We start from the raw sequence: 21,317 nt of genomic DNA, 5'->3' as shown, positions 1-21,317 counted from the left end.
CGAGCGCTCCGAGAGCTCCCAGCAGGGTGCGCCGACCGGTCCCGCGGGAGCCGGTCGGCGCACCCTGGTGACGGCCTCCGGTCAGGGAGTACCGACGATGGAGAGCGTCGTCGTCGTGGTGTTCGCGCCACGGGAACGAGCCGTAGCCACCAGCAGGTGGTCCTGGTCGTCGAGGGCGGGTGTCCTGATCGCCCACGTGCCGTCATCACGGGCCACCGCCCGACCGAGGACGACGCCCGGCGCGTTCCGGTCGGTCAGGGTGACGATCGCCCCGTCAGCTGCGCGACCGGTCACCAGGACCTCCGGGAAGACCGGCGAGACCATGAAGCCGTCCCCGGGCGAGGTGATCCGCACGGCGGCTCCGTAGTCGATCGACACGTCGGCCCGGTCGGTCACCTGGCCGCCCTGGCGCTGTTCGGCGCGGAGCGTCCGCACACCACCGCGGTCCGGAGCGGGGAGCGAGACCTCCCAGCGTCCGTCACGCACCGGGACGACGGCGACGCTGGTCTGCCCGTCGGACAACTCGACGGTCGACCCGGTGGCACCGGAGCCGCCGACCACGACCGGGACGTCCACGTCGTCATCGAACCGGGCGGTGGCGCTGAAGTCCGGACGCGGGACCGCCACCTGCACGTCCGTCGAGCCGATCGACGTGGTGTTGGCGAACGCCTCGACCCGGACCGTGTTCGCGCCGTACTCGAGCCCGTCGAGCGCGGCCGTCCAGGCTCCCGGGCTCGTCGGCTGGATGCGCCGGGTGGTCTGCTGGCCGTTGCGTGTCCAGGTGATCTCGAGGTCGGTCGTCCGGGCCGGCGTGGTGCCCTCGAGCGTGGCACTGCGCGCGGACTGGTCGACGTCCGTCACCCGCGCGGTGAGGGCCTTGTCGTTCACCGTCGTCCGGACCGTCGCCGTGGTGTCGAACGACCCGGCGGCGATCGACCCGACCAGGCGAGCCGTCATCGAGCTCGAGGTCTGGGTGATGCCCAGTGGTGTCTCGACACCCATGGTGAAGCGGAACCGCTGGCCGTTCGCGACACCCCAGTCACGGTTCGCCAGGGAGTACCGGTAGGTCCGACCGTCCGCGGACCGGACACCGCTCACCAGGGTGTCCCCGCTGAAGTCCGACCACGAGCCGCCCGACAACCGCTGCCCGCGCTGTCGGTCCTGGCCCGTCGCGAAGGTGGTGCCCGCCGGGGCGTGGAACTCGATCGACCCGGACGGCGTCGAGAAGGCCGAGCGCGGGGTGAAGGACGCCGACACAGGGGTCGTCGCGGCCCGCTCGAGGGTGGCGCTGCCGCTGTCCCCCACGATGCGTTCCGGCTGGGTCGGCGCAGCGATCTGGACCGAGACGAGCGCCTGGCCCTTGTAGGTGCCGCGGACGTATTGCTCGAACACGAGGGTGTTCCAGCCGACCGAGAGCCCGGAGACCGTCGCGCTCCAGACCCCCGGGTCGGCCGACGTCGCCGTCGCGATCCGGTTGTCGTTCCGGCGGACCTCGGCGCCGCCGGTCGCGTTGCCGCTGACCGTCACGGTCCGCTGCGCGTCGTCCTGCCGCACGACGCTCGCCGTCAGCTTCTGGTCCGGGAACGGACGGACGACCGGGTTGCCCCGGACGTGCGCAGAGTCCTTGCAGCCGAACAGCGTGCAGCCGTAGGTCCAGAACTCCGGGGTCTTCGCTTCGCCGTAGCGCCAGTTGGCGAACACCGCGGTCGAGGTCCCGCCGTCCCAGTGGTAGTCGCCGCCGACGTTGCCGACGTGGACCTGGCACGGCGACTCGAACAGGCCGCAGCGCGGCGTGCCGGTGACGCGGTACGTCCGGGAGTCGATCGCGGTGAGGCTGACGCCGGTGGGCTGGTTGGCGACGGTGCGGCTCTGGGGGGCGGGTGCCTGTGTTGCGGGCGCGGTCGGGGCCGTCGGGTCTGTCGGCGCTGCTGTCGCTGCCGCCGGTGTCAGCAGCGCAGCGATCGTCAGGCCGACCGCGGCGAGCGCCGCGGTGCGGATCAGGGGTGGACGGTGCATCGATGTCCTCTTCCTCGGGGAACGTGGTCAGGAGGACGCTAGTGCTATTCCGTATTAAGATGTGATATATTTGTCCTCTGCCGCGGAGTCGCGGCCTGATCCGCTCCCGACACTCCGCAGCTGTGGGGTCCGGGATGTCCCGTCACGAACAGAGAGACACCACACAGATGGCCAAGAAGAAGACCGTCGGGAAGCTGGGCGCTGGCGTCCTGGCCGCGACGACCGTCATCAGCGGACTCGGGTTCGGCATCATGCCGGCCGGCGCCGCGACCGAGACCAAGGCGTCGTCGACGCACGAGTACGAGGTCGGCGAGGAGGGAGCGCACTTCCAGCTCATCTCGAAGACCGACACCGGGTACAGCTACCTCGCTGTGGGCGGGACTTATGGGGTGGTGAAGACATCGAGCACCCTGGAAGAAGCGAAGGAGGACGCGATCCCGATCACTGCGTACTTCGCGGAAACGGCCAATGGCGCTGACTACTGGAAGCTCCACGCAGAACAGCCTTCTTGGGGTGACCAGTGCTTGGTCGCGGGCGGAACGTCCCAGAGAACTCCGATCGCCTACCTCTACACGTGCAATTACGGCGAGGGAACCAAGTGGACCGTTGAGGACGGTTCGTTCAAGAGCAAGGTCAACGACTCCAAGGCGGGATGGCTGTGGCTGACCTCTGACGCGGTGCCGCTCAACTCGAACTACGGCAACTTGCTCGCGATGTCCAACGCGCCGACATCGCACTCATTCGTCGGCCTGCCCACCACCCTCGCCGGTTTCGGTGCCGACGTGCAGGACGTCGACCTCGAGGCCGGCACCGCCCTGCTCGACGGCACGGCGCCGGCCGACGCGACCGACGTCGAGGTCTCCTACCTCGACAAGGACAGCAAGAAGAAGACCTACAACGCCGCTGCGAAGGACGGCAAGTGGTCGCAGGCCCTCAGCGCCCTCGCGCTGGGCAACACGTCGGTGCACCTCAAGGCCTACAACGGCGCTGAGCTCATCGCCGAGAGCGACGTCGACGTGGACCTGCCGGTCACGCCGCTGTCGGTCCAGCCGGAGCTCTCCGAAGCGAACGTCGAAGCGGTCGCGAAGCTCACCGGTTCGGCCAGCAAGAACACCACCATCAAGGTCAAGAGCGGCACCAAGCAGGTCGCGACGACCATGACCGGTGAGGACGGCTCCTTCGAGGTCCCCGTCAACGCCCCGAACGCCGCGGGTGACTACGAACTCACCGCGACGCAGGAGATCCGCGACGAGGACGCGACCCCGCAGGACGTCACGATCCCCTACGGCGCCGGTGTCGCCGTCTCGAGCCCGGAGAACGGAGCGGAGCTCGACGCCGGGCAGCCGCTCGTCGTCTCGGGCACTGCCCAGACGAACTCGCTCATCCGCGTCTACGAGAAGGGCAACCCCCGGGTCGTCCTCGGCCAGGCGACCGCGACCAACGGCTACCGCATCGTGCTGAACGACCTCGAGGACCGCGAGTACCAGCTCGTCGTCGCCGGCGTCTCGAAGGGCAACAACGTCACCACCGCCGAGGTGACGGTGAACCCGGGCAAGTCCGACGTGGACCCGCTGGTCATCTCGAGTCCCGCAGACGGCTCGATCACGGTCAACCCGACCAAGACGGTGCAGTTCGCGGGCACGGGTGAGGCCGGCGCCCGCGTCCAGATCCGGACGCAGGGCAGCAATCCGCGAACGGTCATCGACACGACCGTTCGGCCGGACGGCACCTGGGACGCCTCCGGGGACCTGGCGCACGACGTCGCCTACACCCTCGACACGATCTACACCGTGCCGGGCCAGGACCCGGTGACCGGCCTCTACCACGTGAAGAACGTGACGGGGGAGACCGTCGCCGACTCGAACGTCGTGACGCCGGCTGAGAACGCCGTCGTGGTCGCGCCGGAGAAGCAGGTAACCATCTCCGGCACCGCCACCACGGGCACCGAGGTGAAGATCTGGAACTGGGCAGGTAAGGACCGTCAGGTCGCGCAGACGGTGACTGCGAACGGGTCCGGCGAGTGGGACACCGTCGCCACCTTGAACAACGAGAGCACTCAGTACGGTCTGTACATCGAGTACACCAAGGGCGGCGTCACGACGACGCAGACCCGGAACATCACCGTCACCAACAGCGAAACCGTCACCCAGCCCTTCTCCGTGGACACCCCCGCCGAGGGCAGCACGGTCGTCGCTGCCGACAAGCAGGTCCGCATCTCCGGGAAGGGAACCACCGGTACCGAGGTGAAGATCTGGAACTGGGCAGGTAAGGATCGCCAGGTCGCCGCCCCGGTCACCGTCAACGCACTCGGCGAGTGGGAGACCGTCGCGACGCTGAACAACCAGAACACGGCGTACGGCCTGCTCGTGGAGTACACCGTCCCGGGTGGAGCCATGCAGACCGAGACCCGCACCATCACCGTCACCAACAGCGAAACCGTCACCCAGCCCTTCTCCGTGGACACCCCCGCCGAGGGCAGCACGGTCGTCGCTGCCGACAAGCAGGTCCGCATCTCCGGGAAGGGAACCACCGGTACCGAGGTGAAGATCTGGAACTGGGCAGGTAAGGATCGCCAGGTCGCCGCCCCGGTCACCGTCAACGCACTCGGCGAGTGGGAGACCGTCGCGACGCTGAACAACCAGAACACGGCGTACGGCCTGCTCGTGGAGTACACCGTCCCGGGTGGAGCCATGCAGACCGAGACCCGCACGATCACCGTCACCGACAGCGCTCGCTGACGTCGGACGAGGATCACCGGAGGGCCGCGCTCACACGAGCGCGGCCCTTCCGTTTTCCCTGTCATGCGATATACTAGATTGACCCATCACTTGAAGAACGGACAAGCCGACATGCGCTCGCACTCCCTCCTCCTGATCCCCGGTGTCGCCCTCGCGGCCGTCATGACGCTGGCCGGCTGCTCGAACGGCCACGACCGACAGGACGACCCGACCCCCACGGCCACGTCGACGCCGAGTGCCGTCGCCCTCGAGAGCAACCGGTGTGTCGACGACCACCTCACCGTGACCGACGTGCGAGCAGCGAAGAAGGCGATGGCGGCCGGATGCGCCACGATCTCCTTCCTCACCGATGACGCCGACGTCGAGATCGGCCCCGTCGACGTCCTCAACATCGAAGGATCGGACAACACGGTCCACGGATCGACCATGAAGGCGGTCCACGCGATGGGCACCGGCAACGAGGTCACCTACGTCGGAGACGCTCCGAACACGGATGAGCTCGGAGACGGCAACTCCGCCGAGGCAGCGAAGGAATGACGCCGACAGAGCCGGCGGTGTGTGCTCGGGTACGTTCCGCCGGCTCTGTTGCGTACGTCCTCGAATCCCCGACCCCGAACGGAACTCTGTCCGAATGCCTTTCGCGCCACGCGTGATGCAGCCGCGCACACGCCCGACGGACAGCATGCCGGTGTCCGTCCTCCGCATCTTCCCCGAGCTCCGCGCCGTCCACCTCGAGCGACTCCCACGGATGACCGACGCGGTGAACCTGTACTTCGCGACGAAGTACGACATGCTCGGCGTCGACCTGCCAGCCACCGTCCACCGGACGACGCTCGCCTCGGCGATCAAGCGCCTGCTCTCCGCCTCGCACACGGTGCTCGAACTCCCAGAGCCACTGTGGATGCGGTTCCTGCCGCGCTGGATCGCACTCGCAGCCGCCTGGCACCTCGGGGGCCTGGTACACGGGCGGCCTCGGCGGACCGTCGTCTACGCCATGGAACTCACCCCGTTTCCGATCCTGCTCACCGGTGGGCAGAAGACACCGCGGCTGGTCACCGCATTCGGCAAGACGATGATCGGGCTCCTGATCCGCACGGTCGTCGACCGCATCTGCTTCGCTTCCGCAGCGAGCGCTGACCTGTACACGAGCCTGCCGGGCGTGGCGTCCGTTCCCCACCGGACCATCCTCGAACTCCCTGAGCCGGTGGTCAGCCCACAGCCGGCACGACGACCCGCCGTCCTGTACCTCGGAGAACTGTCCGATCGCGGTGGGGTCCACCAGCTCATGCGCGCGTGGGAGCGGGTGGAACGGGACATCCCGGAGGCTCGACTCACGCTGGTCGGTGGGGGACCACTCCTCGACACGGTCGCGCAGTGGGCAGCGGAACGCCCGACGACCCGAGCGACGACCGGACCGTTGCCTCGCTCGACGGCGCTGGACATCGTCGCGCAGACGAGGGTCCTCGTCGCGCCGTCGGTCCCGCACGGGCGCTGGCGCGAGCAGATCGGGCTCCCGATCAAGGAAGGGCTCGCTGCTGGTGCAACCATCGTCACGACACGTCAGACGGGCTTGTCCGACTGGCTCCTGGCGAACGGACACCATGTCGTTCCGGTCGACAGGAACCTGGTCGGCCGTCTCGCGGAGTCTCTGGCCCGTGCCATCGAGCGCCCCTTGGACCCGGAGTCCGTCAGCGCGAGTCTGCCGCTGATCGACGGTCGCATCGCGTCGGACGCCTGGCTCCACGAACCTCGTCAGGAGGATGCGTCGTGACGAGCCGCAAACGGTCGATACCACGACCTTCCCGCCGCCCTTTCATCACGGCAGGACTCATGACCGCGCTCTCGTTCCGGAATCGGGTCAGCCACGAACCGATCACTGCGCCTGGCGGTCCGGTCGTGTCCATGACATCCCACGGACGGCGGGTCAGATTCGCCCACCTCGCGATCGAGAGCATCGGCCTGGGGTCGCTCCGACCGTCTCGCCTGGTGCTGTGGCTCGACCCGGATGATCCGAGAGCGGAAAGACCGACTCCCGCCCTGCGCAGGCTCACGACCCGCGGACTCGAGATCCGGAACGCACCCGACCACATCGGACCCCACACGAAGTACTACCCGCAGGTCGTGCTCGCGGAAGACTCGGAGCTCCCGCTCGTCACCGCGGATGACGACATGATGCACCCTCGGCGTTGGCTCCGGACACTCGTCGATGCAGCGGCGGCGACACCGGGTGCCGTCGTGGCTCACCGCGCACGACGCGTACGCCTCACTGCATCCGGCCGCCTGGCCCCGTACGCGACATGGGAGGCCGCCGCTCCGACCGATGACGACGCACGGACGATCGGCCTCGGGGTCGGCGGGGTCCTGTACCCACCGTCGTTCCTTCCGCACATACGGTCCGCCGGGACACGGTTCATGGCAGTCGCGCCGCGCGCAGACGACATCTGGCTCCACGCACTCGCGGTCCGAGCCGGCTTCATCGTCGTACCGGTCGGCGCCCTCACCGACGGGGATGCCGTGCCGATTCGCTGGCACGGCAGCGGAGGCCTTCACGAGGACAACGTCTTCAACGCCGGCAACGACGAGCAAGCGCTCGCCACCTACGACGAGGAGGTCCTCACGAAGCTCCGCGAAGCACACAAACCAGCTTGACTGGAAAAATATCAGATGCTATACTTTCAAGGTGAGATGTCTTGGGAAGCCTGCTCCTTGCAGCGAAGCGCCCCGAGTGCCCGTTCGGACCGGCCGTCGTCCTCGACCCCGAACCGACGACGGCCGTGTCCCGACCCCCGACGAGAGCCGGGTGTGTGTCGTGAATCCGTTGGGTGGCGCTCTCCGGCACTACACCGACGCACTGGTCGAAGTGGTCACTGCTGCCGGCGCTCGCGTCGTCCGGTACGAGATCACGGAGCCGAGCTCTTCCGGAAGCAGCAGGTACCGGTGGTTGCGCGAGTACATCCGGGTGCTCGGTCGAGCGCGGACCGAACACAGTGTCCTGACGATCGTCACCTGGCCGGTCCTCGGGTACTTCGACCTCGCGCTCCTCCGCCTGTTCCGCAACCGCGCCGGTGACACCGTGCTCGTCATCCACGATCCCGAACCCCTCGTCCCGTCGATCGGGCACGGTGCCGTCGGCCGCGTCGTCGCTCGTCGAGTCGGACCGAAGCCGCGCCTCCTCGTTCATGGCCACGAAGCCCTCTCTGCCCTGAACCGACACGGCCTCGCGGACCGCGCATCGATGCTCCTCCATCCCGTGCAGCGCCGAGGGCACACCGACGACGCACGTCCCGCGCCCGCTCGACCGATCGTGCGCGTCCTGGGCACCTGGAAGGAGGACCGCGACATGGAGGTCCTCCGGGCCCTCGGCGTCCTCATGTCCGAACGGCTCGACCTGGAGGTCCACGGTCGAGGATGGCCGTCCATCCCCGGCTGGACCGTGGCCGACCGGTTCCTCTCCGAGCAGGAGTTCGACGAGCTGGTCGCGACGGCCTCCGTCGTTCTCGTGCCGTACCGTAGAGTCTTCCAGAGCGGCATCGCCGTGCGGGCACTCGAGCTCGGGACCCCTTTCATCGGCCCTCGTGTATCAGCGCACGAAGCCCTCTACACCGACCTCCCCGACCTCCTGATCGACGTGGACCTGGACACGACGGCGCGGGTGTCTGCGTGGGTGACCGCGATCGAGAGCGCAGTCGAGCTCCCTGACGACGTCCTGCGAGCGGCTGCAGCGGCAGCGGTCGACGCTGCAGCCGCGGGCTGGACAGCGCTCATCGAAGGCTCTCGCGCATGATCGGGCTCGGAGCCCTCGTCGTGATGATCACCGTGGCACTGCTCACGATTCGCCACCTCTGGATCGCGGCGGGCGCGATCATCGCCGTGCTCGTCCTCATCCCACAGGTGGCAGCGCCAGTCATCGGGATCCCCGTAGTCGGCAGCCTGAACCTCGGCACGGTCTTCATCGGTGTCGTCGCCTCCGCGCAGTTCGCCACGCGGACACGGACCTACCTGCAGGATGCTCTCGACGCGCTGCCGACCACACTCGCGATCCTGACACTCGGAACTGCGGTGGTCCTCACGTCGTCGGCGACCGGGACCTCGGGTGAGCAGCAGTTCCTGATCGACTCGCTCGCACCCTCGGCAGCGGGATTCGCTCTGGTCCGTCGAGCGATCAGCGATGCCCCACGTGCCGGCACCAGGCTGGCGCAGATCTTCGTGGCAGTGGTCGTCGTCGAGTGCATCGTCGCCCTCCTCATCTGGTCGGGAGCACTCCCGCAGCCGTTCGCCGCAGAGTACGCGGCGCGTTACTACTGGTTCGACATCAACGACCAGAGCAGGGCCCTCGGCACCGCGGACAGCTTCCTCGAGCTGGCAGTGGTGGTGCTCGTCGCGGTCGCCCTCCTGCGATCCATCCGTCGCGCTGCGATCATCGCGCCGTGCGCGATGCTGTTCATCGCCACCCTCTTCGCGACGCAGGCGCGAGCCGCTCTCGCGCTCTCCGTCGTGGCGCTCGTTGCCATGCTCGTCGCGCGACGCGTGCCGTTCGTCCCCGCAGCGACGATCGCGCTGCTCTCCTTCGCCCTCACGATCGCGACCCTGCTGGCCCTGCCCGAGCTCGGGGCAGGACTGTCAGAGAAGCTCAGGGACGACGACGGCTCCTCGAGAGCACGGAGCATCGCGCTCACTGAGGGACTACCGGAACTCACCCGGTATGTCCTGCTCGGCGGCGGACCGGAGAACGCCGTCACCACCGCGGTCCATCTCAGGCTCGGAACCAGCTTCGAGAACCCCGCACTGATGCTCGGGCTCTGCTGGGGTGTCCTGGCGAGTGGGTGCTACTTCGGCGTCCTGACCGGGTCACTCCTCGCTCCCGGTGTCCGACCGAGGGCGGTCGAAGGAGGGCGGCTCGCCGGGGCGCTCGCGCTGGTCGCGGTCATGACGTTCAGTTCCGTCGCCTTCGTGACCGGCCTCGGGACGTTGCTCTGGATGACCGTGGCGATGGGTGCACCCCCGTTCGCGCGGAGGGACCCAGAGGGGGAGCGTCCCGGAGTTCGGCGACAGCATCGAGCTGCGAGCGCTCCGAGCAGGTCTCGGAGCACCGTCCCGTGATGTCGGCGACGGTCCGGCGCGTCGTGATCGGCACCCTCGGCAACAGCATCGCGCCGCTCGCAGCCCTGCTCACCATGCCGATCATGGCCCACGCGCTCGGCGCGTCCGGCCGAGGTACGGTCGCAGCGTCGGTCGCACCACTGCTACTCACGACGACGTTGGCCGCCTTCGGGCTTCCCATCGCCGTCACCTTCTTCGTCGCTCAGAGCCCGGCACTCGCGCACCGCGTCCTCCGACCAGCGACCGTGTACACCTGCCTGTTCGGCGCGCTCGCGTCAGGAACGGTCGTCGCCAGTGCCGGACTCCTGTCTGCGGGATCGCATGAACTCCGCATCCTGCTGTGCTGCTCAGCTCTGGCGATCGTCCCGAGCATGTGCACAGCGCTGCTGTCGGCCGTGGCCGGGGGCCTGCACCAATGGGGGACCGTGGCGACCGAGCGCCTCATCGTGAACGGGTCCAAGCTCGCGGCGATCTCGGTCCTCGCGGGCATGGACCAGCTCACCGTCGGCTCCTGCGTCGCGGTGCTCGCGATCACGCCCGTGGTCGGAGCCATCGTCTACGTCCCCGGCCTCGTGCAGCGAGCCCGGTCGGCCCCTCCGACGCCTGCGGTAGACCACCGCGCGCTCCTGAGCTACGGGGGGCGCGTCTGGCTCGGGACCTTGTCCGGAGTCGTCCTGTCCCGGATCGACCAGGTGCTGATGGCACCGCTCGCTGGCACGACGGAACTCGGGCTCTACGTCGTCGCCGTCAGTCTGAGCGAGATGCCGTTGATCGTGAACAGCGCGATCCGTGAGGTCATGTTCGTGTCCGATTCGGCCGGTACGGACAGCGCGTCGTTGACTCGCGCGGGCCGGATCTCCACGCTCGCCACGGTCGTGAGCGCGATCGCTGTCGCATCGATCGCGTCGTGGGTCGTCCCCACACTGTTCGGCGCGGAGTTCACGTCGAGCCTCCCTGTCTGCTTCATCCTGCTGGCCGGAGTGGTCATCGGGAACCCCGGTTCGATCGCGGGGGTCGGCCTGTCGGCGCGCGGACGTCCTGGGTTCAAGAGCATGTCACTCGCGGTCGCTTGCGTCGTCAACATCGGAGCGCTGCTCGCACTCGTCGGGCCGTTCGGCGCGTTCGGCGCGGCGGTCGCCACCGTGCTCGGCAACGTCGTTTCCGGCGGGCTCAACCTGGCGCTCCTCCAACGCACCGGCTCAGTTCCGGCACGCGACTTCTTCGGAGTCCGTTCCGGCGACCTCCGGTTGCTGCGACGACCGTGACCGCCGTTTGGATAGTCTCTGCTATTAATACTGGTACACTGATATTCCGTACTTCTTCGAGAGAGCAGGGACATGTCGCTCAGAGAACTCCTCCGCGTCGTCTCCAACCGGTGGCTCAGCGTCGTGTCCATGCTCGCCATCGGCGTCGGCGCCGCCATCGCGGTCATCGCCTCGACGACCCCGCTGTTCACGGCGTCGACGACCCTGTACATCGCCGTACAGAGCAGCGCCGGATCGGCAACCGAGTTGGGGCAGGGAAGCTCAGCCGCGCAGGCCAAGACCCGGTCGTACCCGCAGGTCGTGAGCAGCGAAGCCGTACTCGGCCCGGTGATCGAGAAGCTGCACCTGCACGAGACCGCATCCGAACTCGCCCAGCGTGTCTCTGCTTCGGCGGCCCAGAACTCGGTGCTCATCGACATCAGCGTCGTCGACCCGGATCCTCGAGCGGCGGCACGCATCGCCGACGCCATCGGTGCGAGCTTCCGGTCCCTGATCACGAACGGTCTGGAGAAGCCGATCGCCGGTGGGCAGAGCCTCGTCCGCGTCGAGACGATCCAGCCAGCGGTCATACCCGGCACGCCATCCGCCCCGCAACCGTCGGTGGCGATCGCACTCGGCGTGTTCGGCGGCGTCATCGGCGGCATCGCCCTCGCGCTCTCCCGTCAGGCGGTCGACACCCGGGTCCGCGGCAAGACCGACATCGAGGCCGTCACCTCCGCCGCCGTCCTGGGCGAGATCCGTTTCGACGGCGAAGCAGAACTCCGCCCGCTCATCGTGCACGCCGATCCCCGGAGCCCGCTGGCCGAGTCCTACCGTGCGTTGCGGACGAGCCTGCTCTTCGTGGGGCTCGACGGGCACCGGAAGAGCCTGGTTCTCACATCCGCCATGCCGAACGAGGGGAAGACCACCACGGTCGCGAACCTCGCCATCGCTCTGGCTGAGAGCGGAGCATCCGTCGCGCTCGTGGATGCCGACCTGCGCCGGTCACGTCTCGCGTCCACCATGGGCGTCGAGGGTGCCGTCGGGCTCGCGGATCTCCTCATCGGCCAGGCCGAGATCGGCGATGTCGCGCAGCCCTGGGGTGAGGGCAGCCTCGTGTTCATCCCGGCCGGGCAGGTGCCTCCGAACCCGAGTGAGATGTTGGGTTCCGAAGCCATGCGCGCGCTCGTCGCCGACCTCGAACAGAGCTACGACTACGTCCTCTTCGACACACCACCACTGCTCCCCGTGACCGACGCAGCGGTCCTCAGCAAGCTGACCGGCGGAGCCATCGTCGTCAGCGCTCAGGGCCGGACGCGTCAACCGCAGCTCGCACGTGCCATCGCCGACCTCGAGAGCCTCGGCGCGCGCGTGCTCGGCACGGTCCTGACCATGGCGCAGCACAAGGGGCCGGCTCCGTACGGGTACGGTTACGGGCAGCACTACGGCTACGGAGCCGACGGCGACGGCCGCCGATCGAAGCGGTCCCGCCGCGAGGCCAAGGCCATGCGGCGGAGGGCGATCCTCGAACAGGGACGACGGGCCGACGCCTCTGCGCGGAACGGGTCCTGACGGGAACGTCTGGTCCGTCGTCGGCATCGACCACGCACCCGTGCGACCGGAACACCGTGCTGACCACCGGTGGACGCGGGCTCGCAGCGTCGTCCTGCCCGGTATCGTCAGCTCATGCGCTGGAGTCACGTGAACTGGCCGAGCGTCGGGTACGTGTCCCTCGAGGACGTCGACGGCCACCGCGAACACCTCGGTCGACTCGTCCTCGACGCCCCACCGACGGTCGCGGCACTCGCCTCCGTGCAGTGGGACGAGGCCCGCTTCGAGTCGTGGGAGGCGGACGACCAGACCCTCAGCGTCGTGGTCGTCGTCCGGAACGACGAGGTGCTCGACACCCCGGAGGGGCTCTGGCGGCGGTGGAACCACGCCCGCGTCACGCTGCGCTTCCGTGGCGTGACACTCGACCCGTCGGACGCCGGGCCGCTCGATCTGCTCGCCGGTGACGTGCACGTCCTCCGCGGCGAACTCGCGCACGTCGGGCCGGACGGCTGGGAACTCCGCCTGCTGGTCTCCCCCACCGGCGAGCTCGCGATCGTCTTCCAGGACGTCGCCGTCGAGGTCCACAGTGTCGACGAGACCACCTGGACCGACCTGGAGGAGCGGTCCGCTCACGGCTGGCACGGCCCGCTGGCGGACGGCTGGGCCGAGTGGGCCTCCGCCGCGGTGCGGGCCGCCGCACACGGGGACGTCGGCGGCCTGGCGATGGCACTCGACGGCTTCGTCGGGGAGCCGGCCGGACTGGACGAGGTCGACACCCGCTGGGGCTTCGCACCGCTGCACGCCGCCGCGTGGTTCGACCGGCCGGCGACCGCCGAGTTGCTCCTGACCCGCGGTGCCCTGGTGGACCTGCCGGACTCCGAGGGCCGGACGGCGCTGGACCTCGCTCGCGAGCGCGGATCCGCCCGTGTCGCGGCCCTCCTGACTGCGCATGCAGCCCCGGACGTGCCGCGGCGGCGACGAGGACCGGGCCAGGACGAGACACGAGGTCCCGACGAGGCACGGGATCCCGACGAGGCACGGGATCCCGACGAGTCACCGGAACACGACGAGTCACCGGAACACGACACCCCGGCCACGTCGACGACGTGACCGGGGTGTCGGTGGTGGGGCGCGCCTCCCGGCCGGCCCCCGCCGCGACTCAGAGCGCGTTCGCCCGCGCGACCTGCCCGTACCAGTGTGCCGACGGCTTCGGTGTGCGCTCGAACGTCTCGCGGTCCCAGGCGACGAGCCCGAACGTCGGCCGGAAGCCGGAGGCCCACTCGTAGTTGTCGAGGAGTGACCAGTGCTGGTAGCCGAGGACGTCGATGCCGTCCTCGATGCAGCGGTGGATGCCCTCGAGCGCGCCCTGCGTGTAGGCGATCCGGCGGGTGTCGTCGGCGGTGGCGATGCCGTTCTCGGTGACCATGACCGGCACGTGGCCGGACAGCTCCCACGCGCTGCGGATGCCGTCGGCGGCGGCCTCCGGGTAGAACTCCCAGCCGGTCAGCGTCGTCTCGACGTCGTCCGCGACGGGCAGCGGGCCGTCGGTGCCGATGAACGTGCGCGTGTAGGCCTGGACGCCGACGAAGTCGTCGCCGGCGGACTGCTCCAGGTACCAGTCGTCGCGCGGGTACCCGTACTCGCGGAGCATCTCGGTGGACCCGGGCTGGTCGGTCGGCTTGAACGCCTGGGTCGCGATGGTCCACCCGGTCTGGAGGCCCGACACCTGTCCCAGGACCTCGCGCGACCGCTTGTGGCTGGCCAGCAGCGCGTCGGCGACGCCGAGGTCCGGGTTCGGCAGACCGTAGGCGACGAGGTTCGCGGCGTCCTCACCACCGGCGAGCATCGCCGCGATGTTCGGCTCGTTGATCGTGCACACGTACCGGACGCCGTCCTGCACGACGGGGAGCGCGGCCTCGGTGTAGCGGGCGAACAGGTCGGCGGCGTCGGGTGCCCGCCAGAAGCCGTCGCGTTCGAACCAGCGCGGCACGGTGAAGTGCATGAGGGTGACGATCGGTTCGATGCCGAACTCGTGGCAGGCCTCGACCATGCGGCGGTAGTGGTCGACCTCAGCGCGGCTGACGGACCCGCGCTCGGGCTCGATGCGGGACCACTCGATGCTGAACCGGTAGGAGTTCAGCCCGAGGTCGGCGGCGATCCGGATGTCCTCGCGGTACCGGTGGTAGCTGTCGGCCGCGTCGCCGGAAGGTTCGACGATCGTGGTGTCCGGCTCGTGCTCGTGGACCCACCAGTTGCTGTTGACGTTGTTGCCCTCGATCTGGTGGGCGGCCGTGGCGGCGCCCCAGAGGAAGCCGTCGGGGAAGTGCAGCGAAGTGATGATGGTGCCTTTCAGTGCTTGCTGAGGAACGTGTCGAAGACCTCGACGGTTCCGGTGGGGTTCTCGACCTGGGGGCCGTGCCAGCTCTCCGGGATGACGACGTACTCGGCGCCGGTGTCCTCGGCCATGGTCCGCTGCCACGGGATCGGCCAGGCGGTGTCCCACTCCCCGTGCGTGACGAGGACGGGGAGCCCGGTGGCGCGGAGTTCGGCGGAGCTGTCGGTGTGGTCCTCGAGGATGTGCCCGCCGGCGACGACGCTCAGGGGGCTCGTGGCGTCGAAGCGGTCGCGGACCATCCGGACGTCGTCGGGCAGCTCCTCGTCCGGACGGTAGGCCCAGAGCGGGTTCGTCGAGTCGAAGAGCTGGCGGAGGTTGCCGCCGGTGTCGTGCAGGATCGTCAGCTCGGCGACCTTGCGGTAGGGCCAGCCGTACGGCCCGGAGCAGAACTGCACGACGTCGCGGAAGGCGCTCGGGTCCTGGATCGCGGCGGCACGGACGATCACCCCGCCGAGCGAGTGCCCGATGAGGTGCACGGGCGCGCCGTCGTCGAGCAGTCGGGCGACCCGGACCACGTCGGCGGCTTCCTCGTCGAGCGCGAAGTCCGACGGCGAGGTCGGCGCTGCCGAGTCGGCCTGGCCGCGGCGGCTGATCGCCACCGCGGTCCAGCCGACGTCGCGGAGGAGCGGCATGAACGTGCGCCAGTCCTCCTTCGAGCCGGTGTACCCGGGGACGACGAGGACCGTGCCCTTCGACTCCCCCGTCGGGACGACGCGGTAGGCGGTGAGCCGGCCGACGGGCAGGTCGATGCCGACGACGTCGACGCCGTCGGGTGTGGGCAGGTGGCCGAACGGCGGGACGGTGGGGAACGCGTGCAGGTTCATGCCGTCAGTCTGCGCCGCGGGTTCGGCACGGCGTCGAGGAGCGCCACCGTGTAGTCGTCCTGCGGGTGCTGCAGCACGTCGGCCGTCCGTCCCCGCTCGACGACCGCGCCGTCGTGCAGCACCATGATGTCGTCGGTGATCAGTCGGGCGCTGAGCAGGTCGTGCGTGATGTAGAGGAGCGAGACGCCCCACTGCTCGCGCAGGTCCTCGAGGAGCGCGAGCACCCCGGCACGGAGCGTCACGTCGAGCATCGAGACCGGCTCGTCGGCGATGATCACCTGCGGGTCGCTCGCGAGCGCCCGGGCGATCACGACGCGCTGCCGCTGCCCACCGGAGAGCTGGTGCGGGAGCTTCTGCGCGAACTGCTCGACGGGCGTCAGGCCCACCGTCTCGAGGAGCTCGAGCACACGGCGTCGGGCATCGCGACCGCGGAGCCCGGTGTAGTTCACGACCGGACGGGTCAGCGTGTACTCCACCGTGTGCAGTGGGTTGAGCGCCGAGTACGGGTCCTGGAAGACCATCTGCACCTCGGAGCGCAGGTCCCGCATGCCCCGCCGCCCGAGCTTCGCGACGTCGAGGTCACCGAACCGGACGGTGCCGGCCGTCGGCTTCTCGACGCCGGTGAGCACCTTCGCGATGGTCGACTTGCCGGAGCCCGACTGACCGACGAGGGCCAGGGACTGCCCCGGCTCGAGGGTGAACGACACGTCGCGCACCGCCTGCACCGGCTGCTCGCCACGACGGGGCGCCGGGTACGTCTTGACGAGGTGGTCGACGACGATCGGGTTCCGGGCGGCACTGCGCTCCCGTGACCCGACCGTGCTGAACGACGACGTCGCCTGCTGTCGCTTCTCACCGGCCTCGGCTCGGAGCGAGCGGTCCGGGAAGCCCGGCAGGCTCACGACCGCGGCGCGCGGGTCGGCGTAGTGCGAGAGCAGCATCTGCGTGTACTCGTCCTGCGGGTCGCGCAGGATCTCGCGCGATCCGCCGTCCTCGACGATCCGGCCCTCGTGCATCACGAGGACACGCTCGGTCGCCTCGAGGACGATGCCGAGGTCGTGGCTGATGAGCACGGCCGTGAAGCCCTCGGCACGCTGCAGCTCGATGATCGTGTCCATCACCGCGTGCTGCACCAGGACGTCGAGCGCCGTGGTCGGCTCGTCGAACACCATGAGCTGCGGCTCGAGGGACAGCGCCAGGGCGATCGACACGCGCTGCCGCATGCCGCCGGACAGCTCGCCGGGGAACCGCGCCAGCATCGAGTCGGGCAGCTTCACCTTGCCGACGAGCTCCCGCATCCGGCTGTCCCACCGCTCGCGCGGCACGTGGCCGTGGGCCCTGAAGACGTCGATGAAGTGGTTGCGGATCGTCCGCACGGGGTTCAGCGCGTTCATGCCGGACTGCAGCACCATCGCGAAGCCGCCCTGGCGCTGCTGCCGGAGCTCCTCGTCGCCGAGGTCGCGGATGTCGTGGCCGTTGAACACGATGCTGCCGCCGTTGGTCCGCGCGGGCGGCTTCTGCAGCCGTGTCAGCGCGTAGCCGAGCGTCGACTTGCCGGACCCGGACTCGCCGACCAGGCCGACGAACTCGCCCTTCCGCAGCGAGAACGACACGTGGTCGACCGCCTGGACGGCGGTCTGCCCGGACGACTCGTAGACGACCGACAGGTCGCGGACGTCGAGCAGGACGTCGGTGGCGGATCCGGTGGGACCGTCGGACGGGAGGACCGTGGCGGCGCCGGTGCGCGCCTCCAGTCCGTCCTGGGGTGCGGAACGTGAGCCGCTCATGCGGTCGCCTCCTTGCGCTTCGGGCGCGCGCCCTCGCGCAGCCGCGGGTTGGACACGGCGTCGACGCCGAAGTTGATGAGGGTCAGGCTCATCGCCAGGAGGGCGATGCAGAGACCCGGTGCGAACAGCAGGATCCACTGGCCGGTGAGCAGCGCGTTGGAGTTCTGCGCCCAGTAGAGGATCGTGCCCCAGCTGACGATCGAGGAGTCGCCGAGGCCCAGGAACTCGAGGCCGGCCTCCGCCAGGATCGCGCTCGTCGCGGCACCGAAGAAGCTGCCGACGATGAGGCTCGTCATGTTCGGCAGGATCTCGCGGAACACGATGCGGGTCGCGCCCTCGCCGGAGAACTGGGCGGCGGTGACGAAGTCACGACCGCGGAGGGACTGCGTCTGGCTGCGCAGGACGCGCGCGCCCCAGGCCCAGCCGGTGACGACGATCACCGCGATGATGACCGCGATCCCGCCGTTCTGCAGGTAGGCCGCGATGACGATCATGAGCGGCAGGCCCGGGATCACCAGGAACAGGTTCACGACGAAGCCGATGACCTCGGCGATCCACCCACGGACGTAGCCCCAGCTGAGGCCGATCGCGACGGCGACGAGCGTGGACAGGATGCCCGCGACCGCGCCGACCATCACCGAGATGCGGGCGCCGTAGATGAGCTGGGACAGGACGTCCTCGCCGGCGGCGGTGGTGCCCATCCAGTGGTCGGGCGTCGCGTCGGCGGACCGGGCGAAACCGTTCTGGCTGGCGCCGTACGGGGCGAGGAGCGGTGCCAGGATCGCGACGAGGACGAACACGGCCAGGATGACGATGCCGATCCGGGCCTTGGTGTTCGACCAGACGACGCCGAACTGGCGGGCGGCGGACCGGAGCTTGGACGGGGCCTGCTGTTCGGGTTCTTGCGTGCGTACTGCGATCGTGGTCATCGGCGCGTCCTCGGGTCCAGGACGCCGTACAGCACGTCCACGATGAAGTTGGCGATGAGCACCGACACGGTGATCATCAGGAAGAGTGCCTGCATGAGCGGGTAGTCCTGCCCGATGACGGCGTTGAACAGCAGGTAGCCGATGCCCGGGTAGCCGAACACCTGCTCGACGAGCACCGAGCCGCCGACCACCCCGCCGAGGGCGAGGCCGAAGCCGGTGAGGTTCGGCAGGATCGCGTTGCGGGCGGCGTACCGGATCGCGACGGTGCGACCGCGGAGGCCGTTCGCCTCGGCGAAGGTGACGTAGTCGTCACCGAGGGTGTTGATCATCGCGTTGCGCATGCCGATGATCCAGCCACCGAGGCTCGTCACCAGGATCGTGACCGCCGGCAGGACCGCGTGTTGCAGGGCATCACCCACGAAGGCTCCGGAGAGGCCCGGGGTGGTCGTCGCCGAGTACGCGCCGGTGGTCGGGAACCAGTGCAGGACGTAGCCGAGGAAGAACAGCAGGAGCAGCGCCGTCCAGAAGTACGGGAACGTCGACATGAACGAGCCGGACAGGGTGGGGAGCGAGTCGAGCCAGGTGCCGCGCTTCCAGGCGGCGCCGACACCGATCAGGGTGCCGAGGACGAACGCCAGGATCGTCACGACGCCGACCAGGATCAGCGTGTACGGCAGGGCCTTGCCGACGAGGTCGCCGACCGGCTGCGGGTAGAACGTGTAGCTCGTCCCGAAGTCGAGCGTGATGACCTGGTGCAGGTAGCTGACGTACTGGTCCCACAGGTTGCCGGTCGGGACGCCGAGCTGCGCCTCGATGGCCTTGCGGGTGGCGTCGGTGACGGGGCCGTTCTGGCTGAGCTTCGCCAGGGCCGCGTCGCTCGGGCTGCCCGGCATGAGGCGCGGGAGCACGAAGTTCAGCGTGACCGCGGCCCAGAGGGTCAGGACGAAGAGGACGAGTTTCTGCAGGATGTACTTCACTTGGCGTCGTCCTGTTCCTTCAGGATCTCCCGGCCGGCGGCGCTGTCACGCAGTCGCAGCTTCGTGAAGATCAGCAGCGGCGCCGAGTCGTAGTTCTGCGGGGCCATGTAGGGGTCCTCCGCGCTCGGCCACCCGACGAACTTGCCGGTGTTGAACAGGCCCCAGAGTCCGCCGTGGTACATGCCGATCACCGGCAGCTGGTCGTACACGATGGTCTGCAGCTGGTCGAGGATCTGCTGCTGGCGGGCGGTGTCGGTCGTCGCCTTGTACTCGTCGAGCAGGCGCTGGGTGGCCGGGTCCCGGTACCGCTCGTAGTTGTTCACGGTGGGCTTGCCGACGGGCTGGTAGAACTCGGTCGACATCAGCGAGTTGAACGCCTGGTACACGTCGCCGTTGCCCATGCCGCCCATCGCCATGTCGAAGTCGCCGTTGTTGATCGCCTGCTGGTACCCGGCCGGCTGCGGGGCCTTGATGGTGACGGAGACGCCGATGGCGGTGAGGTCGCGGCGGACCTCCTGCGCGGCTCGGAGCCAGTCCGCGTACCCGTTCGCCGTGGTGATCGTGATGGCGAGCTGCTTGCCGTCCTTGACGATCTTGCCGCCCTGCTCGACCCACCCGGACTTCGCGAACGACGCCTTCGCGGCGTCGACGTCCTGCTTCACCATGCCCTTGTCGGGGATGTCCGGGTTGGCGTACCGCTCCTGGTTCGGCAGGATCAGGCCGGTCTGGGCCGCGGCGCTGAGGTTGCCCTCGGTGGCGGTCTCGGCGATGTCGTCGCGGTCGAGCGCGAGCGAGATGCCCCGGCGGACGTTGACGTCGTCGTACGGCGCCTTCGTCAGGTTCGGGATGAGGCCGATCACACCCCCCGGCGGGAACCACCACGTGTTGGTGCGGGACGCGGCGCCCCAGGTGCCCTTGACGTCGGAGATGAACGAGTACGACCAGTCGTAGCCGCGCGTGACGGTGTCGAGCTGCGTGTTCGTCGCCGGCAGGATGAGGTGCTTGATCGCGATCTTGTCCGCCTGCCAGTACCGACGGTTCTTGTCCATCGAGTACTGCTGGTCGGTGTAGTTGCCGAGGACGAACGGGCCGGTGCCGACCGGGTTCGGGTCCCGCCACGTCGTCGGGTCCTTGACCTTCCCCCAGTGCTGCTCGCCGAGGATGTAGGTCTGGCCGATGATCGTCAGGCTCGGGACGTCGTCGGACTTCAGGTGGAAGACGACGTGGTCGCCCTGCTGCTCGATGGTGTCGATGTGCTGCCAGGCGCCCTTGACGTCCATCGCGGGGAACTTCTTCAGTAGGTCGAACGTGAAGACGACGTCCTTCGCCGTGAACGGGTCACCGTTCGACCACTCGACGCCGCTGCGGATCGTCATGTCGATCGTCTTGGCGTCCGGCTGCGCCCAGGAGCTGGCGAGCCACGGGTTCCGCTTGCCGTCGAGGGGGTTCACCTCGATGAGGGGCTCGTACATCCACTTCGAGGCCGTGCGGGCGTTCGTGATGTACGGGTTGAAGTTGCGGTCGAACAGCGGGTTGCCGTGGTCCGCGTTGATGAGCATCGTGTCCTTGCCGATGCTCGGGTCCGGTTGGGACCGGACCTGGATGCTGCAGCCGGACGCCGCGAGGGCCACGACCGCGATGCCGGCGAGGGCAACGGCGAGGCGCGTGCGCCGGGCGTGCCGCGGGGTGCGCCGCGGAGTGCGCCGCGGGGTGCGCTGTGGGGGAAGCGTCATTGCTCGGTCGACCTCCGTGTCGA

General features: G+C 69.1%; 16 protein-coding genes. 9 read left to right on the top strand and 7 right to left on the bottom strand.

The features are described 5' to 3' along the window. Positions 1 to 81: 81 nt before the first annotated feature. Complete coding sequence (locus tag DEI97_RS02335) at positions 82 to 2,016, bottom strand: Ig-like domain-containing protein (protein WP_111075868.1); 1,935 nt, start codon at positions 2,014 to 2,016, stop codon at positions 82 to 84. Between the two features lie 167 nt (positions 2,017 to 2,183). Between DEI97_RS02335 and DEI97_RS02330 the strand changes: the two genes are divergently transcribed. The 9 genes from DEI97_RS02330 (at position 2,184) to DEI97_RS02290 (ending at position 13,759) form a co-directional block, all read left to right on the top strand. Then, positions 2,184 to 4,754: a hypothetical protein gene (locus tag DEI97_RS02330; protein WP_284158311.1), complete on the top strand. Its 2,571-nt coding sequence runs from the start codon at positions 2,184 to 2,186 to the stop codon at positions 4,752 to 4,754. Between the two features lie 90 nt (positions 4,755 to 4,844). Next, the gene (locus DEI97_RS02325) at positions 4,845 to 5,291 is read left to right on the top strand and encodes a DUF3060 domain-containing protein (RefSeq protein WP_181439331.1); all 447 of its coding nucleotides are present in this window, start codon (positions 4,845 to 4,847) and stop codon (positions 5,289 to 5,291) included. 145 nt (positions 5,292 to 5,436) lie between these two features. Beyond that, complete coding sequence (locus tag DEI97_RS02320; protein ID WP_181439330.1) at positions 5,437 to 6,525, top strand: glycosyltransferase; 1,089 nt, start codon at positions 5,437 to 5,439, stop codon at positions 6,523 to 6,525. 131 nt (positions 6,526 to 6,656) lie between these two features. Next, positions 6,657 to 7,403, top strand: a complete 747-nt coding sequence (locus DEI97_RS02315; protein ID WP_284158310.1) for a hypothetical protein — start codon at positions 6,657 to 6,659, stop codon at positions 7,401 to 7,403. A 292-nt stretch (positions 7,404 to 7,695) separates the two neighbouring features. After that, complete coding sequence (locus DEI97_RS02310; RefSeq protein WP_146248219.1) at positions 7,696 to 8,538, top strand: CgeB family protein; 843 nt, start codon at positions 7,696 to 7,698, stop codon at positions 8,536 to 8,538. Next, on the top strand, positions 8,535 to 9,854 hold the full coding sequence (locus DEI97_RS02305; protein WP_111075862.1) for a hypothetical protein: 1,320 nt from the start codon (positions 8,535 to 8,537) through the stop codon (positions 9,852 to 9,854). Before DEI97_RS02310 ends, DEI97_RS02305 begins: the two co-directional genes overlap by 4 nt. Continuing rightward, on the top strand, positions 9,854 to 11,119 hold the full coding sequence (locus DEI97_RS02300; RefSeq protein ID WP_111075861.1) for an oligosaccharide flippase family protein: 1,266 nt from the start codon (positions 9,854 to 9,856) through the stop codon (positions 11,117 to 11,119). Before DEI97_RS02305 ends, DEI97_RS02300 begins: the two co-directional genes overlap by 1 nt. 72 nt (positions 11,120 to 11,191) lie before the next feature. Continuing rightward, a complete protein-coding gene (locus DEI97_RS02295; RefSeq protein WP_111075860.1) occupies positions 11,192 to 12,670 on the top strand; it encodes a tyrosine-protein kinase domain-containing protein in 1,479 nt (492 codons plus the stop codon). 114 nt (positions 12,671 to 12,784) lie between these two features. Next, positions 12,785 to 13,759: an ankyrin repeat domain-containing protein gene (locus DEI97_RS02290; RefSeq protein WP_111075859.1), complete on the top strand. Its 975-nt coding sequence runs from the start codon at positions 12,785 to 12,787 to the stop codon at positions 13,757 to 13,759. A gap of 49 nt (positions 13,760 to 13,808) precedes the next feature. Here the strand turns inward: DEI97_RS02290 and DEI97_RS02285 are convergent, their stop codons facing one another. From DEI97_RS02285 to DEI97_RS02260, 6 genes are read right to left on the bottom strand one after another with little or no spacing between them, the layout of a single operon-like run. Beyond that, positions 13,809 to 14,978 (bottom strand): glycoside hydrolase family 1 protein, encoded by a 1,170-nt coding sequence (locus DEI97_RS02285; RefSeq protein ID WP_220039237.1) that lies wholly within the window; start codon positions 14,976 to 14,978, stop codon positions 13,809 to 13,811. A gap of 20 nt (positions 14,979 to 14,998) precedes the next feature. Then, positions 14,999 to 15,868, bottom strand: a complete 870-nt coding sequence (locus DEI97_RS02280; RefSeq protein WP_111075858.1) for an alpha/beta fold hydrolase — start codon at positions 15,866 to 15,868, stop codon at positions 14,999 to 15,001. Continuing rightward, positions 15,865 to 17,655 carry an ABC transporter ATP-binding protein gene (locus DEI97_RS02275; protein WP_111075857.1) on the bottom strand — a complete coding sequence of 597 codons (1,791 nt, stop codon included), beginning with the start codon at positions 17,653 to 17,655 and terminating at the stop codon, positions 15,865 to 15,867. The genes DEI97_RS02280 and DEI97_RS02275 overlap by 4 nt, the downstream gene beginning before the upstream one ends. Beyond that, on the bottom strand, positions 17,652 to 18,584 hold the full coding sequence (locus tag DEI97_RS02270) for an ABC transporter permease (RefSeq protein WP_111075856.1): 933 nt from the start codon (positions 18,582 to 18,584) through the stop codon (positions 17,652 to 17,654). Before DEI97_RS02270 ends, DEI97_RS02275 begins: the two co-directional genes overlap by 4 nt. Continuing rightward, positions 18,581 to 19,561 carry an ABC transporter permease gene (locus DEI97_RS02265; protein ID WP_111075855.1) on the bottom strand — a complete coding sequence of 327 codons (981 nt, stop codon included), beginning with the start codon at positions 19,559 to 19,561 and terminating at the stop codon, positions 18,581 to 18,583. The genes DEI97_RS02270 and DEI97_RS02265 overlap by 4 nt, the downstream gene beginning before the upstream one ends. Next, positions 19,558 to 21,294, bottom strand: coding sequence for an ABC transporter substrate-binding protein (locus DEI97_RS02260; RefSeq protein ID WP_258376766.1), 1,737 nt, complete (start codon positions 21,292 to 21,294; stop codon positions 19,558 to 19,560). Before DEI97_RS02260 ends, DEI97_RS02265 begins: the two co-directional genes overlap by 4 nt. Positions 21,295 to 21,317 lie beyond the last annotated feature (23 nt).

The organism is Curtobacterium sp. MCLR17_032, assembly GCF_003234795.2.
Classification (GTDB): domain Bacteria; phylum Actinomycetota; class Actinomycetes; order Actinomycetales; family Microbacteriaceae; genus Curtobacterium.
This window is presented reverse-complemented; position numbering and strand designations above follow the sequence as displayed.